Raw genomic sequence first — 2811 nt, forward strand, 5'->3', positions numbered from 1 at the left:
ACCCAAATTTGCGTTGACTCATCGTCTTCGTCATTCCAGCCGGTATTGCCAATGTGTGGCGCGGTCTGAACAACAACTTGGCCGCAGTACGAAGGGTCGGTGATGGTCTCTTGATAGCCAGTCATGCCGGTGGAAAAAACTGCTTCGCCAAATGCAGTACCAACCGATCCGAAGGAATTACCTGGGTATACCTGGCCATCTTCTAGTACTAGAACTGCGCTCGTCATTCACTTACACCCTTCACTAAATTGCTTGCTGCGTTGTAGAAAATTTCATGTTCCTGGTGGCGAGTTATCCGTATCCCTGAATCAATACTGGTCGCACCAAGAAGCCAGCTAAGAATTACCATGCCTTCTGGCTCGACAACGTCACCAGCTATGCCTCGACTTAACCGAATGTCAGTCAATTGGTCTTTACTGATCCAAAGACCAAATTTGCCCTCGTCAGTAATGAAGATCCCATCGGAATAAACCTGGGCAACAACGCTTCTTGGAGTACCAAGTCCATGTGCAGTGATGCGGTGTAGCCATTTTCCAGAGATAGTAGAGCCAGCAAATCGAGCCACTAATGCCTCGGTTACCGCCAAACTGCCGGTGGGGACAGCGTTAGCCGGAGCCGGTAAGTCGGAGAACGGCTTTGCTTTAGCTTCCCACGCCCGGCGCATTGCCCAAAGGGCGAACAAGATGACGATGATTACAAGTGCTGTGAAGAAAATGCGGGAAGTCACATCAGTTACTGGGGCCGATTGCGGCTCGAGATTAACCAGAGTGATCACACCAACTTTCCATCTAGCACTGTTGGCCTACCCGCAAAAAAAGTTGCTTCAACTTTTCCGGGCAAAGTGTAGCCAGCGAACGGGGTGTTTCTACTTGCACTAACAGAATCTGCAGCGTTGATAATGACTTCTGTGTTCGGATTAAAGATAACGATGTTTGCCGGAGCTCCTGCCACAAGCGGTTGTCCTTGAGTGGCAACCCGACCAATTTGCGCAGGAGCATAAGACATTCGATCGGCAACTTGCTCCCAAGTCAACAGGCCGGTTTTCACCATCGAAGCGTGCACAACCTGGAGTGCTGTTTCCAGTCCAGTCATACCGAAGGCCGCGGCACTCCATTCACAATCCTTATCTTGGGTTGGATGAGGAGCATGGTCGGTAGCGACAATGTCGATGGTGCCATCAGCCAAGCCTGCTCGGACCGCTTCAACATCAGCCTGGGTGCGCAGCGGTGGATTGACCTTGAACAAAGGGTTGTATGAAGTGACAAGTTCGTCGGTCAGGATGAGGTGATGCGGGGTAACTTCAGCCGTTACGTTAATACCGCGACTCTTAGCCCAGCGGACAATCTCGACACTGCCTGCGGTTGATAAGTGGCAGATGTGTAGGCGTGCACCGACATGGTCTGCCAGAAGTACGTCGCGAGCGATGATGGCCTCTTCAGCAACGGCTGGCCAGCCGCGCAATCCGAGTTGGCCCGAGATGATGCCCTCGTTCATCTGCGAATCTTCAGTAAGTTTTGGTTCCTGCGCGTGCTGAGCGATGACGCCATCAAATGCTTTCACGTACTCAAGTGCGCGACGCATGATGACTGGGTCGTGCACACACTTACCGTCGTCACTGAACACTCGTACCTGCGCGGGGCTGTCGGCCATCGCACCAAGTTCAGCCAGTGCGCTACCTTCAAGTCCTCGAGTGACTGCGCCAACTGGTCGCACATCAACCAGTCCAGCTTCGTTACCGAGGCGCCAAACTTGCTCGACCACACCAGCCGTGTCGGCAACTGGGTTGGTGTTGGCCATGGCATGCACGCTGGTGAAACCACCGGCTGCGGCGGCGCGTGAACCGCTGAGCACGGTTTCGGCCTCTTCCTTGCCTGGTTGGCGCAAGTGCGTGTGCAGATCGACTAGGCCAGGCAGTGCGATAGTGCCAGAGCCATCAATCACCGTGGCTTCACTCGCATTCAAACCAGCACCGATATCGGCAATCACACCGTCGTTAATCAGAACATCGGTTGGCGCACCGCCAACTACCGAAACATCTTTCAATAAATACTGACTCATGATTACGCCTCACTTCCGCCGAGCATTAAATACAGCACTGCCATGCGCACGCTGACTCCGTTGGCCACCTGCTGCACGATGACCGATTGCGGTCCATCGGCAACTTCGGCGGTAATTTCAACTCCGCGGTTCATGGGACCGGGGTGCATGACGATCGCGTTTGGTTTCATTCGAGCTACTCGCGCTTGATTCAAGCCGTAGCGGGCCGAGTATTCGTGAATGGTTGGGAAGTAGGCCGCGTTCATGCGCTCTTGTTGAATGCGTAGCATCATCACCGCGTCAGCGTCCTCAAGCGCTTCGTCGAGGTTGTAACTAGTTTCGACTCCCCAAGTGTCGGCCCCGATTGGCAGCAAGGTCGGTGGTGCAACCAAGCGCACACTCGCACCAAGCGTTTTGAGTAGGTGAACATTCGAACGCGCCACACGGCTATGCAAGATGTCGCCGACAATGGTGACCGTTAGTCCGGCAAGGTCGCCTTCGCCACCGCGCAAGTTCTGGCGCAGAGTGTAGGCGTCGAGCAAGGCTTGGGTTGGATGTTCGTGTGTGCCATCACCCGCGTTGACCACACTTCCGCTAATCCAGCCTGAGTGCGCCAAAGTATTTGCCGCGCCACTTGCGTGATGCCGCAACACGATGGCGTCAGCGCCCATTGCTTCGAGTGTGAGCGCAGTGTCTTTGAGGCTTTCCCCCTTGGACACACTCGATCCCTTAGCCGCAAAGTTGATTACATCGGCCGAGAGTCGCTTAGCCGCA

At 54.5% G+C, this 2811-nt stretch carries 4 protein-coding genes; all 4 read right to left on the reverse strand.

All coding sequences use genetic code 11. From position 1 onward, the window contains the following. The coding region (locus EBS36_07235; protein NBU32940.1) for a carbamoyl phosphate synthase small subunit at positions 1-227 on the reverse strand (227 nt) is incomplete at its 3' end. Then, entirely contained in the window at positions 224-775 is a 552-nt protein-coding gene (locus EBS36_07240; protein NBU32941.1) for a hypothetical protein, read from the reverse strand. The genes EBS36_07240 and EBS36_07235, both read right to left, overlap by 4 nt. Next, positions 772-2058, reverse strand: coding sequence for a dihydroorotase (locus EBS36_07245; GenBank protein NBU32942.1), 1287 nt, complete (start codon positions 2056-2058; stop codon positions 772-774). Before EBS36_07245 ends, EBS36_07240 begins: the two co-directional genes overlap by 4 nt. A 2-nt stretch (positions 2059-2060) precedes the next feature. Next, positions 2061-2811, reverse strand: a 751-nt coding sequence (locus tag EBS36_07250; protein ID NBU32943.1) for an aspartate carbamoyltransferase catalytic subunit, incomplete at its 5' end; no start/stop codon positions are given.

Source organism: Actinomycetota bacterium (genome assembly GCA_009923495.1).
Taxonomy (GTDB): Bacteria; Actinomycetota; Actinomycetes; order S36-B12; family UBA5976; genus UBA5976.

Excerpts from the sequence above, each read along its gene's own strand:
- EBS36_07245 (NBU32942.1), bottom strand. The coding sequence starts at position 2,058 with ATGAGTCAGTATTTATTGAAAGATGTTTCGGTAGTTGGCGGTGCGCCA.